The 24,903-nt window shown below is 63.5% G+C and carries 24 protein-coding genes and 1 pseudogene; 7 read left to right on the forward strand and 18 right to left on the reverse strand.

Annotated elements, in window-relative coordinates; all coding sequences use genetic code 11:
• Positions 1–98 precede the first annotated feature (98 nt).
• From AC0L27_RS23510 to AC0L27_RS23535, 6 genes are all read right to left on the reverse strand, one after another.
• Complete coding sequence (locus tag AC0L27_RS23510) at positions 99–884, reverse strand: ABC transporter permease (protein WP_354205017.1); 786 nt, start codon at positions 882–884, stop codon at positions 99–101.
• Entirely contained in the window at positions 881–1,693 is an 813-nt protein-coding gene (locus tag AC0L27_RS23515; RefSeq protein WP_354060884.1) for an ABC transporter permease, read from the reverse strand. Before AC0L27_RS23515 ends, AC0L27_RS23510 begins: the two co-directional genes overlap by 4 nt.
• Positions 1,694–1,766: 73 nt before the next feature.
• Positions 1,767–2,822 (reverse strand): ABC transporter substrate-binding protein, encoded by a 1,056-nt coding sequence (locus AC0L27_RS23520; protein ID WP_354060195.1) that lies wholly within the window; start codon positions 2,820–2,822, stop codon positions 1,767–1,769.
• Between the two features lie 27 nt (positions 2,823–2,849).
• Positions 2,850–4,157: an NAD(P)/FAD-dependent oxidoreductase gene (locus AC0L27_RS23525; RefSeq protein WP_354060193.1), complete on the reverse strand. Its 1,308-nt coding sequence runs from the start codon at positions 4,155–4,157 to the stop codon at positions 2,850–2,852.
• A 15-nt stretch (positions 4,158–4,172) separates the two neighbouring features.
• The gene (locus AC0L27_RS23530; protein ID WP_018454007.1) at positions 4,173–4,889 is read right to left on the reverse strand and encodes an HAD family hydrolase; all 717 of its coding nucleotides are present in this window, start codon (positions 4,887–4,889) and stop codon (positions 4,173–4,175) included.
• A 36-nt stretch (positions 4,890–4,925) separates the two neighbouring features.
• Positions 4,926–6,008, reverse strand: coding sequence for an ABC transporter ATP-binding protein (locus AC0L27_RS23535; protein WP_354256048.1), 1,083 nt, complete (start codon positions 6,006–6,008; stop codon positions 4,926–4,928).
• A 211-nt stretch (positions 6,009–6,219) separates the two neighbouring features.
• On the opposite strand from AC0L27_RS23535, the gene AC0L27_RS23540 reads away from it, so the two are divergent.
• The gene (locus AC0L27_RS23540; protein ID WP_354205012.1) at positions 6,220–7,158 is read left to right on the forward strand and encodes a LysR family transcriptional regulator; all 939 of its coding nucleotides are present in this window, start codon (positions 6,220–6,222) and stop codon (positions 7,156–7,158) included.
• On the opposite strand, the gene uxuA is transcribed toward AC0L27_RS23540, so the two are convergent.
• From uxuA to AC0L27_RS23570, 6 genes are all read right to left on the reverse strand, one after another.
• Complete coding sequence (gene uxuA, locus AC0L27_RS23545) at positions 7,152–8,342, reverse strand: mannonate dehydratase (RefSeq protein WP_473320504.1); 1,191 nt, start codon at positions 8,340–8,342, stop codon at positions 7,152–7,154. The genes AC0L27_RS23540 and uxuA overlap by 7 nt on opposite strands.
• 16 nt (positions 8,343–8,358) lie before the next feature.
• On the reverse strand, positions 8,359–9,408 hold the full coding sequence (locus AC0L27_RS23550; RefSeq protein ID WP_354060185.1) for an L-idonate 5-dehydrogenase: 1,050 nt from the start codon (positions 9,406–9,408) through the stop codon (positions 8,359–8,361).
• Complete coding sequence (locus AC0L27_RS23555; RefSeq protein WP_354060183.1) at positions 9,405–10,811, reverse strand: TRAP transporter large permease; 1,407 nt, start codon at positions 10,809–10,811, stop codon at positions 9,405–9,407. Before AC0L27_RS23555 ends, AC0L27_RS23550 begins: the two co-directional genes overlap by 4 nt.
• Positions 10,812–10,815: 4 nt before the next feature.
• Positions 10,816–11,394, reverse strand: a complete 579-nt coding sequence (locus tag AC0L27_RS23560; protein WP_473320505.1) for a TRAP transporter small permease — start codon at positions 11,392–11,394, stop codon at positions 10,816–10,818.
• Positions 11,395–11,530: 136 nt separating this feature from the next.
• Positions 11,531–12,490 (reverse strand): sialic acid TRAP transporter substrate-binding protein SiaP, encoded by a 960-nt coding sequence (locus tag AC0L27_RS23565; protein WP_354205516.1) that lies wholly within the window; start codon positions 12,488–12,490, stop codon positions 11,531–11,533.
• 87 nt (positions 12,491–12,577) lie between these two features.
• Entirely contained in the window at positions 12,578–13,390 is an 813-nt protein-coding gene (locus AC0L27_RS23570) for a FadR/GntR family transcriptional regulator (RefSeq protein ID WP_354060180.1), read from the reverse strand.
• A 146-nt stretch (positions 13,391–13,536) separates the two neighbouring features.
• Here AC0L27_RS23570 and AC0L27_RS23575 point away from each other — a divergent pair, with 146 nt between their 5' ends.
• Entirely contained in the window at positions 13,537–15,021 is a 1,485-nt protein-coding gene (locus tag AC0L27_RS23575) for a mannitol dehydrogenase family protein (RefSeq protein WP_354205006.1), read from the forward strand.
• Positions 15,022–15,121: 100 nt separating this feature from the next.
• Positions 15,122–15,529, forward strand: a complete 408-nt coding sequence (locus AC0L27_RS23580) for a nuclear transport factor 2 family protein (protein ID WP_473320521.1) — start codon at positions 15,122–15,124, stop codon at positions 15,527–15,529.
• Positions 15,530–15,596: 67 nt separating this feature from the next.
• On the opposite strand, the gene AC0L27_RS23585 is transcribed toward AC0L27_RS23580, so the two are convergent.
• Positions 15,597–16,313 carry an HAD family hydrolase gene (locus AC0L27_RS23585; RefSeq protein WP_354205513.1) on the reverse strand — a complete coding sequence of 239 codons (717 nt, stop codon included), beginning with the start codon at positions 16,311–16,313 and terminating at the stop codon, positions 15,597–15,599.
• 145 nt (positions 16,314–16,458) lie between these two features.
• On the opposite strand from AC0L27_RS23585, the gene AC0L27_RS23590 reads away from it, so the two are divergent.
• Positions 16,459–17,310 (forward strand): SDR family oxidoreductase, encoded by an 852-nt coding sequence (locus AC0L27_RS23590; RefSeq protein WP_354256045.1) that lies wholly within the window; start codon positions 16,459–16,461, stop codon positions 17,308–17,310.
• Between the two features lie 120 nt (positions 17,311–17,430).
• Positions 17,431–18,693: a serine hydrolase domain-containing protein gene (locus AC0L27_RS23595; protein ID WP_354205002.1), complete on the forward strand. Its 1,263-nt coding sequence runs from the start codon at positions 17,431–17,433 to the stop codon at positions 18,691–18,693.
• A gap of 57 nt (positions 18,694–18,750) precedes the next feature.
• Here AC0L27_RS23595 and AC0L27_RS23600 read toward each other — a convergent pair whose 3' ends face one another.
• Both AC0L27_RS23600 and AC0L27_RS23605 read right to left on the reverse strand, forming a co-directional pair.
• Positions 18,751–19,638: a dienelactone hydrolase family protein gene (locus tag AC0L27_RS23600; RefSeq protein ID WP_275169353.1), complete on the reverse strand. Its 888-nt coding sequence runs from the start codon at positions 19,636–19,638 to the stop codon at positions 18,751–18,753.
• A gap of 139 nt (positions 19,639–19,777) precedes the next feature.
• A pseudogene (locus AC0L27_RS23605) lies at positions 19,778–20,087 on the reverse strand (MFS transporter); the annotation flags it as partial.
• 486 nt (positions 20,088–20,573) lie between these two features.
• Between AC0L27_RS23605 and AC0L27_RS23610 the strand changes: the two are divergent.
• Complete coding sequence (locus AC0L27_RS23610; RefSeq protein WP_275169354.1) at positions 20,574–21,152, forward strand: MarR family winged helix-turn-helix transcriptional regulator; 579 nt, start codon at positions 20,574–20,576, stop codon at positions 21,150–21,152.
• Positions 21,153–21,166: 14 nt separating this feature from the next.
• Here the strand turns inward: AC0L27_RS23610 and AC0L27_RS23615 are convergent, their stop codons facing one another.
• On the reverse strand, positions 21,167–22,165 hold the full coding sequence (locus AC0L27_RS23615) for a hypothetical protein (protein ID WP_275169355.1): 999 nt from the start codon (positions 22,163–22,165) through the stop codon (positions 21,167–21,169).
• A gap of 819 nt (positions 22,166–22,984) precedes the next feature.
• Here AC0L27_RS23615 and AC0L27_RS23620 point away from each other — a divergent pair.
• Entirely contained in the window at positions 22,985–23,755 is a 771-nt protein-coding gene (locus tag AC0L27_RS23620; protein WP_354256039.1) for a response regulator transcription factor, read from the forward strand.
• Between the two features lie 175 nt (positions 23,756–23,930).
• On the opposite strand, the gene AC0L27_RS23625 is transcribed toward AC0L27_RS23620, so the two are convergent.
• Together AC0L27_RS23625 and AC0L27_RS23630 are read right to left on the reverse strand one after the other, a co-directional pair.
• Positions 23,931–24,389, reverse strand: coding sequence for a hypothetical protein (locus tag AC0L27_RS23625; protein WP_007613914.1), 459 nt, complete (start codon positions 24,387–24,389; stop codon positions 23,931–23,933).
• Positions 24,386–24,898 (reverse strand): flagellar biosynthesis protein FlgN, encoded by a 513-nt coding sequence (locus AC0L27_RS23630; protein WP_275169357.1) that lies wholly within the window; start codon positions 24,896–24,898, stop codon positions 24,386–24,388. The genes AC0L27_RS23625 and AC0L27_RS23630 overlap by 4 nt, the downstream gene beginning before the upstream one ends.
• Positions 24,899–24,903: the final 5 nt, after the last annotated feature.

The raw sequence follows: 24,903 nt of genomic DNA on the forward strand, positions 1-24,903 counted from the left end.
CGCTGCCCGGCATTACGGCCTCGTCATGCCTCTCCGGCAAATAGCGGCGGCAGCCATGCCTCTCTCGGACGTCGACCGGGGAGCAGGCCCCCTTGCCATCATGCCCCTTTGCGCTGCCGCGCGCTCGCCAGCAGCACCAGCATGAACGAGGCCGCCGTCATCAGTGTCGAGATCGCGGCGATGGTCGGGTCGATCTCGTCGCGGAGCGCGGTGAACATGCGCTTGGTCAGCGGCTGATACTGGCCGCCGGAGATGAACAGCGCGACGATGGTCTCGTCCATCGCCGAGATGAAGGCGAAGATGCCGCCTGCAACCACGCTGGACTGGATCTGCGGCAAGGTCACCGCGAAGAAGCTGCGCAGGCGGTTCATGCCGAGGCTACGCGCCACCATTTCCTGCGCCGGATCGAAGCTTTGCAGGCCCGCCAGCACCGAGATGATGACGTATGGCAGGCCCAACATGACGTTTGCCAGCACCAGGCCCGGCAGTGTCGCGACCAAGCCGACTTTGGCATAGAGGAAGAAGATGCCCACCGCGGTGATGATGATGGGCACGACCAGCGGCAACAGCAGCATCATGTGGATCAGCCGCATGATGCGCAGCTTCGACTGGTTGATGGCGTAGGCGGCGGCGACGCCGAGCGGCGTCGCGATAACAACGGTCAGCAGCGCGACCGTCAGCGTCACCCGCGTCGCCTGCATCCAGGCCGTGCTGGAGAAATACTGCTGATACCAGCGCAGCGAGAACGACGGCGGCGGAAAGGTCAGAAAGCGCGCGCTGGAGAAGGAGATCGGCGCGATGATCAGCACCGGCAGGATCAGGTAGACCAGCACCAGCGCGCTGATCATATAGAGTGCGATCCGGGCGGGCGACAATCGCATCATTTCTGCCCCAATATGCGATCGAGCGAGATGAAGCGGCTGACGGCGAAAAAGATCGCGAGCACGCTGACGAGCAGCACGACGGCGACCGCGCTCGCAGCGCCGAACTGGTTGTAGAGCTCGACGTTGCGGCTCACCAGCATCGACACCATCACCGTGCGGCCGCCGCCGAGCAGTTCCGGCGTGATGTAGAAGCCGAGACAGAGCACGAACACCATGGTGCAGCCCGCGAGCACGCCCGGCAACGACAGCGGCAGAAAGACGCGGACGAAAGTGAGCGACGGGCTCGCCCCCAGGCTGGCGCCCGCCTGCATCAGATCGGACGGGATCTTCTGCATGGTGGCGTAGAGCGGCAGCACCATGAACGGCAACAGGATGTGTACCGTCGCAACCACCGTGCCGAAGGTGTTGTGCACCAGAGCAAGCGGTTCGCCTGTCACGTCGAGATAACGCAGCAACTGGTTGATCACGCCGGTGCGCTGGAGCAGCGCCAGCCAGGCATAGGCCCGCACCAGCACGCTGGTCCAGAATGGCAGCACGACCAGCGACAGGATGAGGATGCTCCACCCTTTCGGCACCGAATTGGCGAGATATGCCACGGGATAGCCAAGCAGCAGCGCGATTCCCGTGACCGCGAGGCTGATCTCGAAGGTCAGCGCAAAGCTTCGCCAGTAGATGTCTTCGGTAAAGACGCGGCGATAATTCTCCAGCGTGAAGCCGTTGTGGTAGATCGACTGCCAGGCGAGCCAGCCGACCGGCAGCACGATCAGAGCCAAGATCACCAGCAGCGCCGGCGACACCAATGCCAGCATCAGCGCATGCTCGCGGCGCTGATGCTTTTGCGATGGATCTGGCACGGATATCGTCAACGCAGCCTCGCTTCGCTTACTTCTGCATGAACGACGCCCAACGCTTCTCGGCGGCTTCGCCCGCCGGCGAGGACCACCAGGCGTAGGACATCAGCGCCTGCTTGGCCGCATTGGCCGGCTCGCTCGGCAATTGCGCGGCGCGCTCGGGCTTGATCACGTTGGCCTCGAACGCCTTTGGATTTCCCGGACCGTAGTCGATATGCAGCGGCAGATTGGCCTGGTGCACGGGATCGACGGCCTCGTTGAGAAACTTGACGGCCGTCTCGAGATTCGGCGCGCCCTTGAGGATGCAGAGCGAGGTGCTTTGCAAAACGCCCTGGTTGTAGGTGAAGGCGACCTTGGCGCCCTCCTTGGCGACCGCGCTGACGCGGCCGTTCCAGGCCATCTCCATGTCGACCTCGCCGTCATTGAGAAGCTGCGCCGACTGGGCGCCGGAGGTCCACCACACCGTGATATTCGGCTTGATTTCTTCCAGCTTCTTGAAGGCGCGGTCGACGTCGAGCGGATAGAGCTTGTCGGGCGCGACGCCGTCGGCCATCAGCGCCGCCTCGAGCGTCGCGAACGGGTGGTTGCGCAGTGCGCGACGGCCGGGAAATTTCTTCACGTCCCAGAAGTCGGCCCAGCTGTTCGGCGCCTCTTTCGGGAATGTCTTCTGGCTGTAGGACAGAACGCTGGAATAGAACTCGTAGGACACCGAGTACGGACTACGATAGCCCTCCGGCATCGCCGCGCCGTTCGGAATCTTCGAGAAGTCGAGCTTCTCGATCAGCCCCTGCTCGCCGCCACGCAGGCAGTTGCCGGTCGGAGTATCCACGACATCCCAGATCGGCTTGCCGCTGCCGACTTGCGTCTTGATCGCGGGCCAGGCGTCGGGAATGGAGTCCTGGTTGACGGTGATGCCGAGCTTCTTGGCGGAGGGATCGAGGATCGCCACCGTCTGCGCCTGCTGGTAGGCCCCGCCCTGCGAGACGAAGGTGATCTGTTCGGCGGCGGCGATGCCGGTTGTTGCAAACAATCCGAGCGATCCGCCCAACAAAGCGTAGCCAAATCGAAAATCTCGTTTCGTCGTCATCCTCGCCTCCTCTGTCACCAATTAAATTCACTGACCGATCGCATCGAGAAACTGGTACCAGCCGGCGACCATGCGCACGGCGGGCTCGCGCAACGGATAGAACGGGATAGCTTTCAATCGCCGCGCGTCGAGCAGTCCGACCTCTGGCGTCTCGCCGCGCACGAAGGCGGCGAGATAGCGGCCCATCAGGCTCGACATCGCCACGCCCGCGCCGTTGTAGCCCATCGAGAACAGCGTGCGGTCGTCGATGCGGCCGATATGCGGCACCGAGTCCAGCGTCATCGCGACCAGGCCCGACCATTTGTAGGCAAGCGGGATATCGGCAAGGTCGGGGAAGATACCCACCATCGCCTTGCGCAGCGCATCGAACGCGGCTGCGGAGTCCTGCTTGCCGAAGGCACCGCGGCCACCGAAGATCACGCGATTGTCGACCATCCGGAACCAGCGCATCATGCGCTTGGTCTCGGTGTAGGTGCGGCCCGCCGGCATCAGCTTGCCCGCCAGATTGCGCGGCAGCTTTTCGGTCGCGATCATGGCGCTGCGGAACGGGATCAGCGTGCGCTGCATGTTCGCGGTCGCGCCGGTGAGGTCGGAGTAGCTGTTGGTGGCGATGATCGCCTGCTTTGCCCGCACCGCGCCTTGCGGCGTTTCGGCGACGATGCCGCCGTTCTCGTGCCGGAGGCTTACGACCGGCGATTCCTGGTAAATCGGCACGCCGCGGCGCGCCACGCCTCCGGCGAGGCCGCGCAGATAGTTCAGCGGATGGATGCCGCCGGAGCCGGGATTGAGCACGCCGCCGACGAAAATGTCGGAGCCGGTCTCGTCGCGCACCTGCCCCTTGTCGAGGATGCGGACCTCGGCACTCCCCATCTCGCGCGTCATCCAGTTGGCTTCGTCTATCGCGGCCCGGAGCGTCGTCTCGTTGTGCGCCGCCTTGACCTGGCCGGAGCGCGTCAGATTTGCGCTGGTGATGTCATATTCGGCGACGAGCTCCTCGACGATGTCGATCGATTCATGCGCGATCTCGTACATGCGCTGCGCCACGGCGCGGCCGTGCACAGCGTCGATGTCGCGGAACGAGAGGCGGAATTTTGCGGTGATCACGCCGCCATTGCGGCCACTCGCGCCCCAGCCCGGGCGGTTGGCCTCGAGCACGATCGGCGACAAACCGCTTTTGGCGATGTGGTGTGCCGCCGACAGGCCGGTATAGCCCGCCCCGATGATCACCACATCCGCCTGCTGCTCGCCCGACAGGACCGGAAACTCGCGCGCCGGCTCCGCCGTGGCGGCCCACAGCGAATTGGCCGATGGCAGCGCGTTCCAGTCCCGTGTCATGCCGCCGCTCATGCCCTACGCCGCCGGTCCGATGGCCGCATCGGCAAGCGCTTTCAATGTCGGGAAATGGAAATCTGGCTTGGTCAGCGTCTCCACGGCCGGTGTACCGCCAAAGCCGGCCATGCCCTGACGGCGCTCGATCCAGCACACCTTGTAGCCGAGTTTCCGCGCGATCCCGATGTCGTGATACTGGCTCTGCGCGACGTGCAGGATATCGGACTGCTTGTAGCCGAAAGCGGACTGGCGGCCCTTGTTGTAGGCGAAGAACTCCGGATCTGGTTTCGCAACGCCAGTCTCGTCGGCGCACACGGTATCGTCGAAGGGATTGCCGAGCGCATGCGCGTAACAGGAGAGCGCGACGCGGTCGGCGTTGGTCATGGCGACCAGCCGAAATTTGGTGCGCAGGCGCTTCAAGGCCTCGACCGAGTCCGGGAACGGTCCCCAGCGCAGCACCGCGAGCTGGAAAACGTCGCAGGAGGCGTCATCGGCCTGCAGCCCGAGCTCCTTGGCGAGATAGCGATAGACATGGAACATCACCTCGCTCGAACGCTCATGGTGCTTGTCGCGGCCACGCTTATAGGATTCGAAGATCTTGTCGTCGCTGAGCTCGGCCGGCGATTTGCCCGAGATCCTGCGCACCGCGGAGAGCACGCCGGTCTCGAAATCGATCAAGGTGCCGACGACGTCGAAGGTGAGAACCTTGAAATTGCTGAACGAGGCTGCTGACGACATTTTTGGCTTCTTCTCTCGGTTGGACAAGACTTAGGTTCAGTCCCTCACCCTGGGCACGATGATGGTGTCCTCGGGATGAAGGGTCACGGTGAGACTGCCGCCGAGCGGCGGGATGCGGCTGTAGGCTTCGTGGTGGCTCGCCTGGCGCAGGCTGAGCACGATGCCATCGGCGAGCGCGAGGAAGATGCGCAGGCTCTCGCCCTGATAGACGATGTCGGTGACCGTTCCGGTGAGCCGATTGCAGGCGGTGTCCTGCGCGCCGTCGTCGATCAGCAGCTTTTCGCTGTGCACGGCGAGCATCAGCGAGTCTCCGTCAGGAATGGCGCGGGCGCTGCGCAGAAGGACATTGCCGAGTGCAACGCCGGAGGCATCGATGCGCCGCACCGGCAGCATCGTAGCTTCGCCAATGAAACTCGCGACGAAGGAATCAACGGGATGATCGTGCAGCCGCTCGGGCGCGTCGATCTGGATCAGCCTGCCGTCCTTCATCACGGCGACGCGGTCGCTCATGGTCAGCGCTTCGCGCTGATCGTGGGTGACGTAGATGATGGTGGCGCCGATGCGCCTGTGCAGCGTGCGCAGCTCGATCTGCATGGATTCGCGCAGCTGCTTGTCGAGCGCGGACAGCGGTTCGTCCATCAGGACCAGCCGCGGCTCGAAGATCATGGCGCGTGCGAGCGCCACGCGCTGGCGCTGGCCGCCGGAGAGTTGCGCGATGCCGCGCTCTTCGTAGCGGGCAAGGCCGACCATCGAAAGTGCCGCGCGTACCTTGTCCGGCCAGGCCGCCTTCGGCAGCCGTCGCGCGCGCAAGGGAAAGGCGACGTTCTCCCCGACGCTCATATGCGGGAACAGCGCGTAGTTCTGGAACACGACGCCGATGTCGCGCTTGTGCGGCGGCATCCAGGTGACGTCACGACCGCCGAACAGGATCGTTCCGCTCGATGGCAGGATGAAGCCGCCGAGGATGCCGAGCAACGTGGTCTTGCCGGAGCCGGAGGGGCCGAGCAGCGAGACGAATTCGCCGGCGGCGACATTGAGGGACACGTCGTCGAGAGCGCGAACGGCGCCATAGGCCTTGCTCGCGGATCTGATCTCGACGCTTTCCGCTCGTTTGTCCAACGATCGACCTCGCCATGTCCCTACAATGGCGTGCCTCACTGCGCGCCATAAGCCTGCTTTATAGACAGGAAATTTGAGTACTTACGGTGGAAGCGTGCACCGCACCACCTCTTCGCTCGCAAGCCCTGTCTTTAGGCTGTGATAGCGATGACACCAGACTTGGCAAAACTCGGCAATTGCCAAATTCTCACCTGGCTCATAACATGGTGTTATGCCCGAGCTGCGCCGGATGCTGCCCTCAAGTAACGCCCTGTTCGTCTTCGACGCAGCGGCGCGCAATGGCAGCTTCACGGCGGCTGCCGCAGAACTGAACGTCACCCAGCCTGCGGTGAGCCGGATGCTGGGCCAGTTCGAGGACCATCTCGGCGTGCGCCTGTTCGACCGCAAGGCGGGACGCGCGGTGCTCACCGAGGAAGGCGAACTCTTGTATCGCCGCGTGCTCGAAGGCTTTCGCAGCATTGAGAGCGGGTTGGTCGAGATCGAGCGACGCCGCAAGGGCACCGAGACGGTGACGCTGTCGGTCTCCTCCGCCTTCACAACGCATTGGCTGATGCCGCGGATCGACAAGCTGCAGCGGCAATTCCCGCAGGTCGATTTGCGCTTTCAACTGATCTCCGGCGCGCTGCGCGGACCGGTGGAAAATGTCGATCTCGGCATGCGCTTCCGCGATCGCGAGGAGCCGTCATCCGGCGGCACGCTGGTAATGAAGGAGGTCATGCTGCCGATGTGCAGCCCAGCCTATCTCGGCGAAACCGATCCCGCCGAGGGCAACACCATAATTCGGCTCGCCGAGACGCCGGGCGACTGGGCCGCGGATTACGCATCGCTTCTCACCGGGCGCCGCGGCGCGGCCAAGGCGCTGAGCTTCACGGACTATGCCGTCGTGATGCAGGCCGCCCTGCTCGGCCAGGGCATCGCGCTCGGTTGGCTGACGGTCGCCTCGCACTGGCTGTTGACCGGCGCGCTGGTGCCGGCCTCCGACACGCTCACCACCACACGCCGCATCTGCGAATTCCTGCCACCGCGCAACCGGCCGATGCGCCCCATCGCCGCCGAGATCCGCGACTGGATCATCGCGCAGATGCAAGGCGAGATTGCCGCGATCGACCGGCTCTATCCGAAGCTCGGCGCGATGGCCGCGTGCTACTGATGCTCGATCGCGCGGATTGCGCCGCGCAGCTCGGCGAGACCGCGGAGGCGGCCAATCGCGGTGTAGCCGGGATTGGTGCGCTTGGTGGCGGCGAGATCGTCCAGCATGCGGTGGCCGTGGTCGGGACGAAAGACGATTTGCTTGTCGGGCGAACGTCGCGCGTTCTCCTTCAGCAGCGCCTTCAGCACCGCGACCATGTCGACGTCACCGTCGAGATGATCGGACTCGTAGAAGGATAGGCCATCCCCCTCGCGCTTGGTCGCGCGCAGATGCGCAAAGGCAATACGCGGACCGAAGCGTTCGGCCATCGCGGGAAGATCGTTCTCGGCGCGCACGCCGAGCGACCCCGTGCACAGGCAGATACCATTCGCCTTTGACGGCACGGCATCGAACAACGCCTGATAGTCATCGGCGCTGGACGCGACGCGCGGCAGGCCGAACAACGGGCGCGGCGGGTCGTCCGGATGCAGTGTCAATGAGACCCCGAGCCGCTCGGCGACGGGTGTGACGCGGCCCAAAAACTCGGCGAGATGCTGCCGCAGGATTTTTGGCGTGACGTCGCGATAGGTTGCGAGCCGGTCGCGGAATTGCGGGATGGTCATGGGCTCGGTGGTCGAGCCCGGCAGCGCGCTGGCGATCACCATGACGAGGTAATCGATATCGGCCTGGCTCATCTGGTCGAACAGCTTTTTCGCGCGAGCCTGCTGCTCCGGCGAATACTCGGCGGTCGCGGCCGGCCGCTTCAGGATGTGCAGCTCGAACGCAGCAAAGCGATCCTGGTCGAAGCGCATGGCACGGGCGCCGTTCGGCAACTCCCATTCGAGATCGGTGCGGCACCAATCCACGACCGGCATGAAGTTGTAGCAGATGATCTTGATGCCGGAAGCGGCGACCGCCTCCATGCTGGCGATCCAGGTCTCGATCGAGCGCGTTGCCTTAGCCCCGAGACGCTTGACGTCGTCGGGGATCGGAATCGATTCCACCACCGACCAGGTCAGCTGCGAGCGGCCGGGCTGGCCGTTCTCGATGAAGTTCTTGCGCTCCTCGACAGCCTTGCGTGTCCAGGCTTCGCCAATCGGCACCTGATGCAGTGCCGAGACGATATCGCTCGCCCCGGCCTGCCTGACATCATCCAGCGACACGGGATCATCGGGCCCGTACCAGCGCCATCCCTCGAGCATCATAAGAATTCTCCCCGGATCAGTTCGCGGTCAGCACGACCTTGACGCTCTGCGAGCGGTCGAGGGCCAGCCGCAGCGCGTCCGGCGCGGTGGACAGCGGCCGCTCGGCGGTGACCAGAGACAGCACGTCGACGCTGCCGTCCGCAATCAGCTCCACCGCCGTCATGAACTCGAGCCCGAAGCGGAATGAGCCGCGCAGGTCGATCTCCTTGGCCATCACCGCATTGGCCGGTACCGGAATCTGGCCACCCGGCAAATTGCCGATCTGCACCACCACGCCGCCGCGCCTGACGATACCGATCGCACTGGCAAGGCCTGCAGCCGTGCCCGAGACTTCGAAAGCGACATCGTAGGGGCGCGACGCGGCCTGCGCCTTCAGGCCTTCCTCGCCGGCTGCGACATTCTCGACGTGTGAGGCGCCGAGCCGGGTCGCAAAGGCCAGCGGCGCCGGCGCGATGTCGGCCACTGTGATGTCTGTCATGCCGGCGCGGCGCGCGGCAAGCATGGTCAGAAGCCCGATCGGACCGGCACCGAAAATGATGCCGCGCTTGCCTTCGATGTTGCCGGCACGCGCCACCGCGTGCAGGCAGACCGCGAGCGGCTCCGCCAGCGCCGCGGCCTGATAGGACACATGATCGGGGATCTTCACGCACTGCGCCGGGATTGCGTCGAAGTAATTGGCAAAGCCTCCCTGCATGTGCGGCGTCTTCGAGGCCGAGCCCATGAAGTAGATATTTTCGCAGAGGTTTTGCCGGCCTTGGCGGCAGGCGACGCAGTGGCCGCACCAGCGCGACGGGTTGACGGCGACACGGTCGCCGACCTTCAGGTTCGCTGCGGAGCCCGCGATCTCCACGACCCCGCCGGAGATCTCGTGGCCGAGCACCAGCGGCGACTTCACCACGAAATCGCCGGTCCGGGCATGACGGAAATAATGCATGTCCGAGCCGCAGATGCCGCCGGCGCCGAAGCGGATGCGCACCATGCCTTCCGCGAGCTTGTCGAGCGGATGCTCGACCATGCGCAGATCTTCGGGGCCAAACAGGGTTGCGGCGAGAGCAGTTGAGGTCATTTGGAAAGTCCCATGTATTTCGGCAGCCAGAGGGTCAGTTCGGGAATGTAGGTGATCGCGAGCAGCGCGAGCATCAGCGGCACCAGCCAGGGCAGGATCGCCACCGTCGTGCGCTCGACCGAGAGCTTTGCGACGCGCGCGAGCACGAACAGCACCATGCCGAGCGGCGGATGCAACAGGCCGATCATCAGGTTCAGCGTCATGATCAGACCGAAATGGATCGGGTCGATGCCGAGCTTGAGCACGATCGGCAACAGGATCGGCACCAGAATGGTGATCGCCGCCGTGGTGTCGATAAAGCAGCCGACGAACAGGATCAGGACGTTGGCGAGCGCCAGGAACACCCATTTGTTGTGGGTGATGCTGAGCATCCAGTCCGACAGCATCTGGGCTGCCTGCGACACCGTGAGCAGCCAGGCGAAGATCGAGGCGGCCGTGACGATGAACAGAACCGACGCCGTGGTCTCGATGGTGTCGAAGGTCGCCTTCGCCACCGTCTTCATTGTCATGGTGCGGTAGCGCACGAGGCCGAGAAAGAGCGACCAGATCACGGCGGCGACCGCCGCTTCCGTCGGCGTGAACCAGCCGAGCGTCATGCCGCCGATCAGGATGACCGGCGCCATCAGCGCCATCACCGCGGAGAAGTCGAAGTACCAGTCCATCGCGAGCAGCACGACCAGACCAATCCCAACTGCCCAATTGGTGGAGAGACCGGCGACCGTCAGAAGCCAGACAGCCATCGGGAAGCTCAGTACGACGAGGATCTCGAGCCCCGCCGACCCCAATTGCGGCCAGGAGAACGGCGTATCGTTGCCCCATTTGTTCTTGTGCGCGAAATAGGTGACGGTAGCCATCATGAGCAGCGTCAGCACGACGCCTGGAATGACACCCCCCAGAAACAGCGCGCCGATCGAGACATTGGCCATCATGCCGTAGATCACGAAAGGCAGCGACGGCGGGATGATCGGCCCGAGCGTCGCCGACGCCGCGGTGACACCGACGGAGAATTCCGTCGAGTAGCCGTGGTCCTTCATCGCCTTAATCTCGATGGTGCCGAGACCGGCGGCATCCGCGATAGCGGTGCCGGACATGCCGGAGAAGATCACCGAGCCGATGATGTTGACATGGCCAAGGCCGCCCCGCATCCAGCCGACCAGCGCGACGGCGAACTTGTAGATGCGCCCGGTGACGCCGGCGATGTTCATGAGATTGCCGGCCAGGATGAAGAACGGCACGGCGAGCAGCGGAAAGCTCTCGACGCCGGCGATCATGCGCTGTGCCAGCGTGACGTCGGGAGTCACGCCGCTGACCAGGATGTAGAGCAGCGACGACGCCGCCATGGCAATCGCCACGGGTACGCCGAGCAGCATCAGGACGAGAAAGCCTCCAAGCAACAGCAACATGGGATTACCCTTCAAAACCGTCGTAGGCGCCGGGACGTTCGAGGATCGAATAGCCCTGTCGCAAATGTTGCACGGCCACCTGCAGAGAGCGCACGAACATCAGCACGAAGCCGAGCAGCACCGCGTAGTAGACGTAGTCCTTGGGAAGATTGATCGTGGTCATGGATTCGTCGCCGATGATCTGGATGTAGACCCAGACCAGCTTGATGGCGTAGCCGAAGAAGGCGATCCGGATCAGGTCGATCACCGTCGACAACGCCCGCGCCACGAGGTGCGACAGATAGCGATAGAGCAGGTCAACCTGAATGTGCCGCGACAGCCGCACGCACATCGAGGAGCCGATGAAGACCACGCCGATCAGGCAGTAGGTCGCGATCTCCTCGGTCCAGGCGTAGCTGTCGTTGAGCACGTAGCGGGTAAAGAACTGGAGGAAGACGGCGAGCGCCATTACCCAGAAGATCGCCAGCGCGACCCAGTCCTCGAAAGCGTAGATGCCGAGATCGACCTTGGGTGCCGCCTCCTCCTCGAAGGTGTGGGCGATCTCGTCCGCGGTGATCTGCCGGTGCGTTTCGGCGGTGGACATGGGTGTGCTCCTCAAACTGATCACGTCGTTCCGGGATGGTGCGCTAGCACCAGACCCGGAACCTTCGAGATTCTCAGGTGCGCGATTGCGCACCGTAGTTCGGTCCTGCGGACCGCCCCGGGATGACGATACGTCGTTACTTCACCGCCTGAATGCGTTCCCAGTCGGCCTTGCGATAGCCAAACGTCTCGAACGCGACGTTCTTCAGCACGGTGTCGCGGAACTCGTTCTTGTCGACCTCGGTCACGGTCAGGCCCTTCTCCTTGAAGAAGGCGACCAGCTTGGCCTCGTTCTGCTTGATCTCCGCGGTCGCCTTGGCGGCGGCCTCCTGCGCGACGTCGGTGAAGATCTTCTTGTCCTCGTCGCTGAGCTTCTTCCAGAGCGCGCCGGCCACTACCGTGTTGAGATGGTCGACGATGTGGCCGGTCAGCACGATGTGCTTCTGCACCTCGTAGAACTTCTTGGCCTCGATCGTGGTCAGCGGGTTCTCCTGAGCCTCGACGGTGCCGTTCTGGAGCGCGAGATAGACTTCGGCGAACGCGATCGGCGCGGTGTTGGCGCCGCAGGCGCGCGGCATCGCCAGATAGGCGGGAACGTCGGGCACGCGCATCTTCAGGCCCTTGAGGTCGGCACAGGTCTTGATCGGCTTGTTCGACGAAGTCTGGCGCACCCCGTAATAGGTCACCGCGACGATGTGGTGGCCGCTCTTGTCCTCATAACCCTTGGTAAGCTCCTTGAAGATGTCGCTCTTGGTGTAGGCGAGCAGATGATCGGCATCGCGGAAGGTGTAGGGATAATAGGTAACGCCGATCGGCGGAAAGCTCTTCGCGGCGAAGCTTGAGCCGGAGATGATGATGTCGACCGAGCCGAGCGAGAGGCCCTGGTTAATGTCGGCTTCCTTGCCGAGCTGCGACGCCGGATAGACGTCGATCGCATAGCGCCCGTTGGTGCGCTTGCCGATCTCCTGCGCGGCCCAGACCGACGCGGTGTGGAAGGGCTCCGAGGTCTCGTAGACGTGGGCCCATTTCAGCTTGGTCTGCGCCATGCCGGCGCCAGTCGTAGCAATCATCGCCGCGGCCGAGACCGCCACCACCATTGTCATCTTTTTCAACACTGACTTTTCCTCCATTTTTCAAGTCTACTTCTTGTTCGCCCGCCTGAAGTGGACGCGGGCCGCCCAATCTCATCGCCGCCGCGCGCTGCCGCTTTTGGCCCGCTTCTTCAGCGCTCGCTCCGGTTTTGCCGGCGTTACCGGCGAGCCTGCCGATCGGCCGCGTGCCGAAGACGATCCTGCCGCGGTCTCGGCGCCAAAATTCTGCGCAAAGCGCTCCTGGGATCGTGCGAGATGATCGCGCATCGCATCGCGCGCGGCCTCGGGATCATGCGCCGTGATCGCGTCGCGCACCGCGCGATGCTCGTCGAGCGCAGTGCGCCACGTGCCCGGGCTCTCGAAATAATGCGCAAGCTGCGCGAAATAGGGATTGAGGCGCTGGTCGAACAACTCGCCGACCACGCGCACCAGAACGGCATTGCCGAGGCTTCCGGCGATCGCGACGTGGAAGGCGCGGTCATGGACCATCGAGGCTTCGCCGGGGTGTTCTACATTCTCCATCGCGACAAGGGACGCATCGATGCGGGCAACGTCGTCCTTCGTCGCCACGCGCGCGGCTTCTTCGGCAATGGCGCTTTCCAGGAACTCGCGGGCGCGCAGCAGCTCGAACGGGCCCTCGATGACGGAAGCAGGCGCGATCGCGGCAACGGCCGCGGGCTCGATCACATAAATGCCGGAGCCGACGCGGATACGGAGGCGGCCCTCGACTTCAAGCGCGATCAGGGCTTCACGCACCGTCGGCCTGGAAATCTTGAGTTGCTCGGCGAGCTCGCGTTCGGTCGGCAAGCGGCTGCCGACCGCGTACTCGCCGCTGTCGATCAGGTTTCGCAATTGATCGGCGACCTGGCGATAAAGCCGTCTCGCCTCCACAGCTTCCAGCGGCACGCTGGTCCTCCCGAAAAGGGTCACGCCGGCAGCTCTCGCTGCAGGCAGCCCGCCAATTTTGGAAAATTGGTCTTACCAATTGACCGCAGCATTGACCGAGGACGGGCGCCATGTCAAGCAGCGGCCAAACAAGGGGAGAGACGACCATGCGCCTTGATCCAACGCGCCTTGGCCGCGCCAATCTCGACCGGCTGCCACCACGTATCCGCCGCCCGGCCTACGATCGTTCGCGCGTCACGCCCGGCATCGTGCATCTCGGCCTTGGCGCGTTTCATCGCGCCCACCAGGCCGTCGTCATCGACGATTGCCTTGCGGCCGGCGCCACCTCGTGGGGCATCGTCGGCGCCAGCCTGCGCAGCCCTGACACACGCGACGCCCTCGCCCCGCAGGATCATCTCTATACGGTCGCCGTCCGTGCCGCCGAAGGCACCGAGCACCGCATCATCGGTTCGCTGCTCGACAGCGTGGTCGCGCGCGAGAGCCCGGCACGATTGGTCGAGCGAATGGCCGATCCCGCCATTCGCATCGTCTCCCTCACCGTCACCGAGAAAGGCTATTGCCACACGCCGCAGACCGGCGATCTCGACGAGCGGCATCCTGATGTCGTGCACGACCTCAACAATTTCGACGCACCGCGCTCGGCACCCGGCTTCATCATTGCAGCGCTGGCGCGCCGGCGGGCCCTGGGCGCCCCGCCCTTCACTGTGCTGAGCTGCGACAACCTCGCCGCCAATGGCCACACCGTGCAGCGGATCGTGACGCAATTCGCCGCGCTGCGCTCGAAGGATCTCGGCAAGTGGATCGCGGATACCGCGGCCTTCCCCTCGACCATGGTCGACCGCATCGTGCCGGAGACGACGGATGGTGACCGCGATGCGGTTTCATCGGCGCTCGGTTTGCGCGACGCATGGCCCGTCATGACCGAGCCGTTCACGCAATGGGTGGTCGAGGACCGTTTCACGGCAGGCCGGCCCGATCTTGCCGCTGCCGGCGTCGAGCTCGTCAACGACGTCAAGCCGTTCGAGCTGATGAAGCTGCGGCTGCTCAACGCCAGCCATTCGGCGCTGGCCTATCTCGGCTATCTCGCCGGCTACGAGACTATCGCCGACACCATGCAGGATCCGCATTTCGCACGCCTCGCCGCGCAGGTGATGGAAGAGGCCGCGGTGACGCTGACGATGCCCGGGGGCACCGATCTCGCCGCCTATCGCGCCTCGCTGCTCAAGCGCTTCGCCAATCCGGCACTGCGTCACCGCACCTGGCAGATCGCGATGGATGGCTCGCAAAAGCTACCGCAGCGCCTGCTCGGCGCGATCCAGGATCGTCTCGCCAGGAACCTGCCGATCGCGACGCATGCGCTCGCGGTGGCCGGCTGGATGCGCTACGTCACCGGCCGCGACGAGAAGGACCGCACCATCGACGTGCGTGATCCGCTCGCCGCCGAGTTCGCTGGCTTGGCGCGCGAGGCAGGTCCCGTCGCCGAACGATTGGCGCCCGCGCTGCTCGGCGTCGGAAAAGTGTTCGGGCCGCTGGGCGCGGAGCCGCGCCTGCGCGAGGCCGTGACCGTGGCGCTCGGCCGACTCTATAAGGATGGCGCGCGGCGTGCGGTGGAGACGCTTGTCTCAGCGTGACCACAAAACGGGCAGCAATGCTGCATTGCGGTCCAGATCGAACGGAAAGTCGACGGAAGTCGCGCTTGATTTTTCCCTGTCATTGCCCCACCCGAGAGGCATGGCAAAGGACAACAAGGTGATCGCCGCGAACGCAGCGTTCTACGCCGCCTTTTCGACCGGCGATTTCGACGAAATGGAGCGGATGTGGGCGGACGATGACACCATTTCCTGCATTCATCCCGGCTGGCCGGCCATCATCGGCCGGGCCACGGTGATCGGAAGCTGGCGCGACATCCTGCAGAGTCCGGAACGCCCGCAGATCGTCTGCGCGGAACCGCAGGCCATTGTCGATGGCGATAGCGCGCGCGTGCTCTGCATCGAGATCGTCGACGGCACGGCATTGGCCGCTGCCAACCATTTTCGGCGCGTCGGGGACGACTGGCGCCTGGTGCGCCACCAGTCGAGTCCGATCGCGCAAATTGTCGAGCAAGCTGAGGACGATAGAGCGAGCCACCGCGTCCATTGAGGGCGCCCGGCCCGCAAGCACATTCTACTGTGCATGGGGTTGTTTTTCAGTTTTTTGTTCTGGCGCCTCACCCGAGCCCGGACAGATCATCCAGCACGACCCGCGCCTGGCTAAAATCGTCGTCCCGGAAGAACATGCTTCTGGTGATGAGCACGGGAATGTTCGCCCTTGAGGCTGCGATCAGGCCGTTGGCGGAATCCTCGATCGCGACGCAGTCGGACGCGTTGAGCTTCAGCCGCGCCAGGATTTCGAAATAGACGTCCGGCGCAGGCTTTTTATGCCGCACGTCATCCCCCGCGACGATCGCATCAAAATCCGCGGCCCAGCGCTTTCCGAAGGCTTGCGACAGCAGTGCATCGATATTGCCGTGCGACGTGGTCGTCGCGATCGCGAGCCGCTGGCCGCGCGCCTTGGCAGCAGCAAGCAGATCCGTCACCCCGGGCCGTAAGGGGCAGCAGCCGGTCTCGACCAGTTCGGCATAACGCGCAGTCTTAATGCGATGGAGTTCCGCGATGTCCACGTCCGACAATGGCGCCGCGATCGGCAGCCTTTCGTGGTGGGCGCGGATCCGTTCCTTGCCGCCGGTGACCCGCAGCAGGTCCTTGTAGACGGCCCGGTCCCACTTCCAGTCGAGGCCGTGGCGGGCGAAGGCATGGTTGAAAGCCTGCCGATGCAGCTCTTCTGTCTCGGCCAAGGTGCCGTCGACATCGAAGATCAGCGCGGCGGCGCGGCGGACCAGCTCAACCGCGTCAGACAGCATGATGGCGGGCGCTTCTGCCTGCATGTTCGATGCGTTCCTCCCGATGAGCGAGCATCGCCTGCACAGGCGGGCGGAACAAATCGCAATATCTTTTGCCGAACCCAAAAATCTCTTATGAGCGGAGGAGCGCTGCGGCGCGAACGGGAACTTCGACCTGCAAGGAAGACGTATGCGGCTCTTTATCCTTGGCCTCGGCTACAGTGCCCGGCACTTCGTCCGCCTATTCGGTGGCCGCTTCTCGCATATCGCCGGCACGGTGCGCGATCCCGTGCAGCGGGGCGATCTCGCCGGCATCGAGGTGCACGCCTTCTCCGGCGGCAGTCCGGCACGCGAGACGGTCGAACGTATCAGCGACGCCGACGTCCTTCTCATCTCGATCCCGCCCGGCAGCGCCGGCGATCCTGCCATCGCGACCTTCTCGGACGTGCTGGCAGCGGACCGCCACCTCAGGATCATCTATCTCTCCACCATCGGCGTATACGGTGACCATGCCGGCGGCTGGGTCGACGAGAGCACGCCGCCGAAGGCCGACCTCGACCGCACGCGCATGCGGCTCGCGGCGGAACAGGCATGGACGGACACGACCGGTGGCGATGCCGCGATCCTGCGGCTTGCGGGTATCTATGGCCCCGGCCGTAACGCGCTGGTGACGCTGCGCGCTGGAACGGTCCGGCGCATCATCAAGCCGGGACAGGTGTTCAACCGCATCCACGTCGACGACATCGCGAACGCGATCATAGCCGCGGTTCGTCACCCGAGCGGCGGCATCTGGAACGTCTGCGACGACGAGCCCGCACCACCGCAGGATGTGATTGCGTACGCGGCGAAGCTGATGAATGTTGCACCGCCGCCCGAAGAGGCGTTCGAGACCGCCGAGATGTCGGCGATGGCCCGCAGCTTCTATGCCAGCAGCGCTCGTGTTTCCAACGCGAAAATGAAGCGCGAGCTCGGCGTCACGCTTGCGTATCCGACCTACCGCCACGCCCTGGATACGTTGTGGCACGCGGGAGAGGGACGATAGCGTTCCGGCATTCCCGGCGTCCCAGACATGCCCTGCTCGCGCTTGACTTCGCTCCGGTACGGTCGTGATCTAACCACCGAGCGGGCCACTGCAAAACGAGCCCGCGCTTGGGAGGATCCAATGAAGACGATCGCCATGGTCGCGGCGGCTGCCGTCATCACACTCGGTGCAGCGCGCGCCGCGCCGCTGCCCGAAGCCAGCCCAGACGAGGCCGGCTTCTCGAAACAAGGCCTTGCACGGCTCGACAATTTCTTCGCGCGTGAGATCGCCGCCAAGCGCGTGCCCGGCGCCGTCGTGGCGGTGGCGCGGGACGGCAAGCTCGTGCACTACAAGGCCTATGGCATGCTCGATCCGGACAAGGGCACGCCGATGCCTGTTGACGCGATCTTCGCATTGGCCTCGATGACCAAGCCGATGGCGGCGGTCGCGGGCCTGACGTTGTTGGAACAGGGCAAGCTGCCGCTTCAGGCCAAGCTGTCCGACTACTATCCCGGCTTTGCCGACATGAAAGTCGGCCTTCAGCAGGGCGACGGTTCTTTGAAACTCGAACCGCAGGCGTCACCGATCTTCATTCACGACCTGTACCGCCATACGTCCGGATTGATGTATGGCGGCCGCCCGGCCTCATCGAGCCCGGTGGCGCGGCAATATCCCGACGGTGTCGCACCGGCGATCGAGGGCGACACCCAGGCCTTCATCGATCGGATGACAAAGCTGCCGCTGGCGCATCAGCCCTCGACGGAGTTCGAATACGGCTTCTCGATCGACGTGCTCGGCGCCGTCGTCGAGAAGGTGAGCGAGCAGAAGCTCGGCGACTATCTCGCCGCCAATGTCTGGCAGCCACTCGGCATGAAGGACGCGACCTTCCATCCGACCGACGCACAGCGCCCTCGCCTCGCCCGCCCGTTCGCCAACGATCCGCTGACCGGAAAGCCGCAACCCATCAAGCTTTTGGACACGCCGACAAAATTCGACTGCGGCGGCGCCTGCTCGTTCGCCACCGTCGGCGACTACATCCGCTTCGGACAGATGCTGCTCAACGGCGGCGAGCTCGATGGCCAGCGCATCCTCGGCCCCAAGACCGTGCATCACATGACGACCAATCATCTCGGCCCCGAGATCAAGAACAACGTGGCGAACATCGAACCGCATCGCGCCGGCTTCGGCTTTGGCCTCGCAGTAGCGGTCCGCACCAGCGAAGGATTGTCGTCGGTCCCCGGCAATCCCGGCGAGTTCACCTGGAACGGCGCCTACGGGACGCAGTTCTTCTGCGATCCCAAGGAGCGTCTTGTCGTTGTGGTCGGAACGGCGGCGCCGGGCGAGCTACGCAAATATTATCGCGAACAGGTCCAGGACATCGTCTATGGCGCGATGGTGAAGTGAGGTCGACGCCTTGAAATAGAAAGGGCGGCCACTCGGGCCGCCCTTTTAAAATCAGCGTCAGCTCAACACGCCATACTTCTTGAACCAGGCCTGGGCCTGCTTCCAGGCATCTTCTGCGGCGTCCTTGCGGTAGCTGCCGCGGTAGTCGGCATGGAAGCCGTGCGGCGCTTCCGGATAGATCTTGAACCCGGCCGGCTTCTTGTTTTGCTCGAGCGCGGCTTTCATCTGCTCGACCTGAGTGACGGGAATGCCGGTATCGGCGCCGCCATAGAGGCCGAGCACCGGTGCCTTCATCTCGGGCGCGAGCTGCATCGGGCTCTTCGGCCACAGCGGATTGGCGGGATCGACGACGGTGCCGTAGAATGCAACACCAGCCTTGAGGCCGCCGCTTTGAGCGGCATACTCCCAGACGGTGCGTCCGCCGCGGCAGAAGCCGACGATGCCGAGCTTCGCGGTGTCGCCGCCTTGCGATCCCGCCCACGCCACCGTCGCATCGAGATCGGACAGCAGCTCCGCGTCCGGCTTGGCATTGACGATCGGCAGCAGGTCCTTGATCTCGGAGATCTTGGTCAAATCGACGCCCTTGCGAAAGTAATAGTCCGGCGCGATCGCGAAGGCGCCGAGCTTGGCGAGGCGCCGCGTCACGTCCTTGATGTATTCGTGCAGGCCGAAAATCTCCATCGCCACGATGATCACCGGCGCCTTGGTGTTGCCGGCGGGGCGGGCGAAATATGCAGGCATCTCCTCGGAGCCGACTTTGATCTTGACGTCGCTGATCTGGAGGCCGCCGGTATCAGTGGTGATCGCCTCGGCGCGCACGGGCCCTGCCGCAAGCGTGTAGCCGGCCGCGACCGCCGCGGTCGCGCTCATGAATCCGCGGCGCGAGACCGGGGCGACCTTGGTCAGCCCGACGACGTCGGATGTCATGGTGGTTTCGATACTCATCGGTTCGTCCTTCCTGATGCGCGCCTGATCCTTCAGGCGGCGCATTCGCCAATAATTGCCGGCGAAACGCAAATCACCAGCCTGCGAGCGCACCGCTTTCAGGCCTTGTTTTCAGGTCTTGATCTGATGCTGTTTCACTGGCGAAGCCTTGCGCCATACGCGCCGCGATCACGATGACGGGCGCTGCAAGGCCGATCGATTGATAGGACGGTGTGAGCGCGATGGTCAGGATCGATAGCCCCATGAGTGCGAAGCTCAGCAGCATGGCAGGCCAATCCGGTCGGAATAGATCCCGAGCACGATTCCGCCGATCGGCCGCGTCACGAAGCCGGCGCCGAAGGTCGCCAGCGACGGCATCGGGCTGCCGTACTCGCTTCCCGTCGGGAAGAGGTATGGCCGATCTGGATGGCGAAGATGCTGTAGGTGGTGAAGTCGTAGAATTCGAGCATGTTGCCGACGGTGGCGGCCAATGCTGCGCGCTTGACGCTGAACGGCTTCACTTGCTCGATCACGGACTACACACTGGCATTTCCGGCTCGATCCTATTTCGATTTAACCGCTTGGCCGCATTGCGGCGCAACATCCATTAACCGAAAATAGCGGTTCGCTCGTCCCCATTTGCGCTGCCACGAGTTGCGGCCCATCGGCCTGCTCGCGCAATCCAAAGCGGTTCACGCAACAAATGGGCTCCGCGATGGTCGCAGCGACACATTATGTTGCACGCACATCCCGCGCTAGCGGAATTTGCGCGTACACCGCGTCCATTTGACTGAAATTTTCAGAAGAGTTGAGCCGGGCGATTTACTCGAACTTTCTTCGTGACGCTCTAGTTCCACGGCCGAAGGTTCCGCCTCTCTCAGGGAGCTTCATTATCAGCCGCCCGGATTGCGCTACCAAAGCTCAATTGAATTAAGATTTACCGACCTGGAATCGAAATGAACTTGGCTCGCGAATCGATTGAACTGCTGGAACAGGTCGCCCGTATCCTGTGGTTCGAAGGCGCCAAGCACGGCTTGCGCGATCGCGAGTGGATGGCGCTGCGTTTCCTTTTTCGCGCCAACCGGTTTTCCCGGACGCCGTCGGCGCTCGCGAGTTACATCGGCACCACGCGTGGCACCGCCTCGTTCATCATCGGGGAGCTGGAGCGGCTCGGATATCTCGAGCGAAAGCGCTCGGCCCAGGACAAGCGGTCGGTGATGCTGAGCGTGACACAACAGGGCAGGAAGTTCCTGGTGCGCGACCCCGTCAATGTCCTCGTCGAGTCCATCGCCGTGCTCGAGGACGAGGCGAAAGTCAGCTTCCGCGACGCGCTCCGCCACGTGCTGGATCAGTCGGACGCAGCCGAACAGCGGCACCATACCGACGTCTGCAAGCGATGCATCTTCCTCCGCGAAGATCGCACCACCACGGACAGCAGGACGACGGCCGAGTTCAGCTGCCGCCTGTTTCGGGCGCCGATCGCGGAGGCGGAGGTCGATCTGCTATGTACCAGCTTCGAGCATCACCGCAAATAGAAGGCGGCCCTCGATCAGGGCGTTGCCTTGCGTGACGAATAGATGACGCCCCCGCTGGACTCGACCACCAGACGTCCGTTCTCGTTTCTGATCTCCTCGATGCGGCCAAGGCCGGGCACCTGCTGTCCCAGCACCGCCTCGATGACGCCGTTCGGGCCTTGCAGGATCGCAATCCCTTCGTAGGCCTGGCGGACCGACCAGCCCTTGACCGTCTTGCGCGGCGCCGAAATGCGCTCGGCCGGAGCTACCGATCCCGTGATCTCGGGCGTAGCGGCCGAGGCCATCATTGGCTGTGAAGCCACGGGCGCCGGAGCCTGGGCCTGCGCCTGGGCAAGCTTGTCGAGCTTCACCGTAGAGGACGAGCTCACCCGTTCGATGCGATCCAGATTTTCGCCAAAACGGCCAAAACGGTCATTGGTCGCCTTGCTCGATTGATCGACCGCGGTGCGCAGACCGTCGAGATTATCGGACACGCCCGACACCTGCCTGCGCAGTTGCGCCACCGTCTCGCGCAGATTCCTGATCTCAGTATTGGCGGCGACGTTGCTCTGGGCGGGCTGCGTGGTGAGATAGGCGATCACGCCGGTGCAGGCGCAGACGACCAGGACCGCAGCGACCGCCAATGTCGCGAGCGGCACGACCCATGTCGGACGCGGCGGCGGCGGCTTGGCCACGATCACGGCCGGCTTGATCACGGTGGGCGTAGGCTTGGGGATTGCCATCTTGTCGAGGCGCGCCTTGGCGCGAATACGCTTCAGGCCCTCGAGCGCCTCTTTCGCCAGAGTTTCATCGCTAGCTGCTGCCGACGCAGGCTTGGTATTCGCAGCAGGCTTGGTATTTGCAGTAGGCTTAGTATTTGCAAAAGGCTTGGTATTTGCAAAAGGCTGGGTATTTGCAAAAGGCTTGGCGGTCGGCGCCGCATTGTCCCTGGGATCGCGCGCATCTGTAGCCGGCTTCGCCGTTACGGAAGCATCGGCGGTTGCGTTGGGACGAGCTTGTCCATCGGACAACATGCGAGAATGCTCCGTTCGGTTCGATCTGTCGAACGGTGACGTTATTTGCCGAAGCTTGCCTGAAACGTGCGGATCGAAAACTTTTCATCACGCGCGATGCGACGTCACATGAGTCAAAAGCGTCATGCACGTGGCGAGAGTGCGACTCGAAAGACACACCCTTGCCAAGATTTCGCCAAGCTGGAGTCGCCTCGCCATACATGAGTCGAATTGTCGCACGTGGAAACACGATGACGAGAGTCAATCCGGGGTTGAAAATCCCTCAATATGCATGATGCGCAGCATTACCCAAAATAGCTGTAATCATACGGGGATGCGGAACTTTAGAACCGCCAGGGTGCAAAACTAGTTCGAATTCCAAATCAACTGATGCGATCGAATATACAAAGAAACAACTCGAACCGAATCAACAGCATCAAGCACGTGTAGCAAACGCTTAGTTGCGCACGCTTGATCGGAAATCGGCAATTGTTACGGTCCTACTCAAGTGATTCTCGCCAGTTGGCGAGGAGATCGACACAGTGCAGTAGCGTTCGGATGCAATGAGCAACTTGGCGCAACTGTTCTAGGTCGCTTTCTCAATCCGCTCCGCGAGGTGATCCGCAAGACACCCGCCGAGCCTCACGCAGTAAGCGTTCAGTATCGAGTCGAAGTAGCAGGCCTGCGAGACGCAGGCACTGAATGCGTAGGGCTGCCCGCGAATATCGAAACCATAATAACGGTTCGCGGGAAGGAATATCGTCAAACAGCACAGTTGCCGAGCCGGGCATCACAACAACCAACCGGCCGTAACAAGTGCGAAACAGGGGCGACAAACTGATGTATATTATCGTTGATGATCGCGAGAGCGTCACGAACAGCTATGTCGGAGGGCTCGTTCGCGAAGGTGTATCGTCGATCGGCTTCTCCTCCGGAGAATTCTGGGACTGGCTGCAATCTGCGAGTGAACCGGATTTGGCCGCGGTGGACGCCTTCCTCCTCGGGGATTGCGACACCCGCGGAAGCCTGCCGCGGGCGATGCGCAAGCGCTCCTCGGCGCCGATCATCGCCATGAGCGGCCAGAAGATGCTCAAGAACACGCTGGAGCTGTTCGAATCGGGCGTCGATGACGTCGTCTACGTGCCGATTCACCTCCGGGAGATCCTCGCCCGAACGGCCGCAATTGCGCGCCGCCGGGTCGGGGAACTGCCGAGGCCCTGCGAGACCAGGATCCAGGTCTTCTTCAACGGACGTGACCCCGAGGTCGCCGGCCACGCCCTCACCCTGCCCCGCCGCGAACTGCGCATTCTCGAATATATGGTCAGCAACCACGGCAAGTGGGTCACCAAGACGCAGATATTCAACGCGGTCTACGGCATCTTCGAAGCGACATTCGACGAGAGCGTAATCGAGAGCCACGTCAGCAAGCTGCGCAAGAAACTCCGCGATCGCCTCGGCTTCGATGCGATCGTGGCCCGGCGCTACGTCGGATACCGGCTCGACATCCCGGCCGGCGAAACCATCGACGTGCCGATGCAGGAGCTCGATGAGGTCGGCATCCTGCTGAACAGGACGCATGCCGCTCCGGCGGCGTATCCGGCCGGAAACTGATCGGCAGGGCGCTGCCACGAAACCGACAACGGCCCCTGCGAACTTCCTTCGCAGAGGCCGTTGTAGTTTCAGCGACGTCAATGGCGAACAGAGGCGCGGCAGTACCGACGCTGCGGCACGCGTCCAAACTAGGTTCTAGAGCTTCGCTTCTGATTCGATCAGAACCGATAATGCCCTAGGGCTTCTGCTGGAATTCTTCCTTCGACACGTAATTGAAGTCCTCGACAAGGACGTCCTGGACGACTTCGGCCTGCATTCGCTCGTTGACACGCTGCTTGATGGCCGTCGTGAGGATGGAGAGGTCGTAACGGGCGAGTTTTCTGAAATCGAGGCGATCGTCCGCATAGATCCTGCGGAAGGCTTCATCGACGACGAACGGCTCGGGCGGCACGTTGAGCTGGTGCATGGTCCGCGCCTCCACGGTGTAGACGAAGCGCGCGACGATGTAGCCCTGCACGTTGCCACTCTCGACCATCGGCACGCTCAGCGCCCGCGTCTTCTGGTACTGCAGCCCCTCGAGATATTCGTCCTTTGCAGGCAGCAGGCTGCCATTTTCCTTCCAATAGGCCACGGCATAGCTCGTTCCCGCGGTGAGGATGCATACCCAGAGCCCGGCCAGCACGAGTCTGATCATTTTCCGTCCTGCGCTGCGCGGCCGGTATAGGTGCCGTCCGACTCGGCGTCCTTGATAGCCTTGACAATGATGGTCGCGACCTCGCGCACCGCATCGTAATGCATTTCGAGGATGGAACGGTTACGCTCGAGCTTCTCGCGCAGCCGCTGGATCTCCTCGGTGATCTCGACCTCGCCGCCGAGATGCATTCGTGCCCGCATCAGGCGGACGAATTCCAGCATGCTCCGGCTCTTCCGGGCGCTGAACTCGTCGAAGTCGATCTTCTTGCCCGTCGCGAGCGCGGCCGTCTCCTCTTCGACGATGCTTGCGAGCCGGCGAATCGCAGCCAGCAGGCCGCGCACCTCGTCCGATCTCGCCGCGTCCGCGCCGTCGTTCGCGACCTCGCCGCCGACATTCGACAGCAGCACGGGCAGCAGCGCATCGCCCGACACGGCTGCCGTCGTCATCGCCTCGGTGTCCACGGCCGGCTGTTCCATTACCATGGCCGCCGCGCCTTCTTGTGCCTGCATAGGAA

The organism is Bradyrhizobium sp. Ken51, from assembly GCF_055807435.1.

Excerpts from the sequence above, each read along its gene's own strand:
- AC0L27_RS23575 (WP_354205006.1), top strand. The coding sequence starts at position 13,537 with ATGCGCCTTGATCCAACGCGCCTTGGCCGCGCCAATCTCGACCGGCTG.
- AC0L27_RS23555 (WP_354060183.1), bottom strand. The coding sequence starts at position 10,811 with ATGTTGCTGTTGCTTGGAGGCTTTCTCGTCCTGATGCTGCTCGGCGTA.
- AC0L27_RS23585 (WP_354205513.1), bottom strand. The coding sequence starts at position 16,313 with ATGCAGGCAGAAGCGCCCGCCATCATGCTGTCTGACGCGGTTGAGCTG.
- AC0L27_RS23560 (WP_473320505.1), bottom strand. The coding sequence starts at position 11,394 with ATGTCCACCGCCGAAACGCACCGGCAGATCACCGCGGACGAGATCGCC.
- AC0L27_RS23580 (WP_473320521.1), top strand. The coding sequence starts at position 15,122 with ATGGCAAAGGACAACAAGGTGATCGCCGCGAACGCAGCGTTCTACGCC.
- AC0L27_RS23610 (WP_275169354.1), top strand. The coding sequence starts at position 20,574 with ATGAACTTGGCTCGCGAATCGATTGAACTGCTGGAACAGGTCGCCCGT.
- AC0L27_RS23630 (WP_275169357.1), bottom strand. The coding sequence starts at position 24,898 with ATGCAGGCACAAGAAGGCGCGGCGGCCATGGTAATGGAACAGCCGGCC.
- AC0L27_RS23615 (WP_275169355.1), bottom strand. The coding sequence starts at position 22,165 with ATGTTGTCCGATGGACAAGCTCGTCCCAACGCAACCGCCGATGCTTCC.
- AC0L27_RS23520 (WP_354060195.1), bottom strand. The coding sequence starts at position 2,822 with ATGACGACGAAACGAGATTTTCGATTTGGCTACGCTTTGTTGGGCGGA.
- uxuA (WP_473320504.1), bottom strand. The coding sequence starts at position 8,342 with ATGATGCTCGAGGGATGGCGCTGGTACGGGCCCGATGATCCCGTGTCG.
- AC0L27_RS23625 (WP_007613914.1), bottom strand. The coding sequence starts at position 24,389 with ATGATCAGACTCGTGCTGGCCGGGCTCTGGGTATGCATCCTCACCGCG.
- AC0L27_RS23515 (WP_354060884.1), bottom strand. The coding sequence starts at position 1,693 with ATGCTGGCATTGGTGTCGCCGGCGCTGCTGGTGATCTTGGCTCTGATC.
- AC0L27_RS23530 (WP_018454007.1), bottom strand. The coding sequence starts at position 4,889 with ATGTCGTCAGCAGCCTCGTTCAGCAATTTCAAGGTTCTCACCTTCGAC.
- AC0L27_RS23525 (WP_354060193.1), bottom strand. The coding sequence starts at position 4,157 with ATGACACGGGACTGGAACGCGCTGCCATCGGCCAATTCGCTGTGGGCC.
- AC0L27_RS23595 (WP_354205002.1), top strand. The coding sequence starts at position 17,431 with ATGAAGACGATCGCCATGGTCGCGGCGGCTGCCGTCATCACACTCGGT.
- AC0L27_RS23510 (WP_354205017.1), bottom strand. The coding sequence starts at position 884 with ATGATGCGATTGTCGCCCGCCCGGATCGCACTCTATATGATCAGCGCG.
- AC0L27_RS23550 (WP_354060185.1), bottom strand. The coding sequence starts at position 9,408 with ATGACCTCAACTGCTCTCGCCGCAACCCTGTTTGGCCCCGAAGATCTG.
- AC0L27_RS23600 (WP_275169353.1), bottom strand. The coding sequence starts at position 19,638 with ATGAGTATCGAAACCACCATGACATCCGACGTCGTCGGGCTGACCAAG.
- AC0L27_RS23590 (WP_354256045.1), top strand. The coding sequence starts at position 16,459 with ATGCGGCTCTTTATCCTTGGCCTCGGCTACAGTGCCCGGCACTTCGTC.
- AC0L27_RS23620 (WP_354256039.1), top strand. The coding sequence starts at position 22,985 with ATGTATATTATCGTTGATGATCGCGAGAGCGTCACGAACAGCTATGTC.
- AC0L27_RS23540 (WP_354205012.1), top strand. The coding sequence starts at position 6,220 with ATGCCCGAGCTGCGCCGGATGCTGCCCTCAAGTAACGCCCTGTTCGTC.
- AC0L27_RS23565 (WP_354205516.1), bottom strand. The coding sequence starts at position 12,490 with ATGGTGGTGGCGGTCTCGGCCGCGGCGATGATTGCTACGACTGGCGCC.